Source organism: Xenorhabdus santafensis, from assembly GCF_033949405.1.
Classification (GTDB): domain Bacteria; phylum Pseudomonadota; class Gammaproteobacteria; order Enterobacterales; family Enterobacteriaceae; genus Xenorhabdus; species Xenorhabdus santafensis.
Genome location: NZ_VCDN01000374.1, coordinates 1 through 235 on the forward strand (window position 1 = coordinate 1; position 235 = coordinate 235).

At 41.7% G+C, this 235-nt stretch carries 1 protein-coding gene; it reads right to left on the reverse strand.

What is annotated here, in order from left to right; genetic code table 11:
• The coding region (locus tag FE392_RS22805; protein WP_319931962.1) for a transposase at window positions 1-235 on the reverse strand (235 nt) is incomplete at both ends.

A 235-nucleotide genomic window follows, 5' to 3' on the forward strand; every position in this document is an offset into this window, starting at 1 on the left:
TTTCTTACAGAGTTGGCGGCTTCAACTAGGTAATAACGTAAGTAGTGATTTCCATTACGAGATAATGAAGTGTTTTCTGCGGTGAAACGACCAGATTGATGTGTACGCCAATATAATCCGGCATATTTTGCGACCTTGGTTTCATCATCAAATCTTTCGATTTGACCAATCTCAGCGATAATACCGGCGGCGAATACAGGACCAATTCCAGGAATGGACTCAAGTGTTTGCGTTA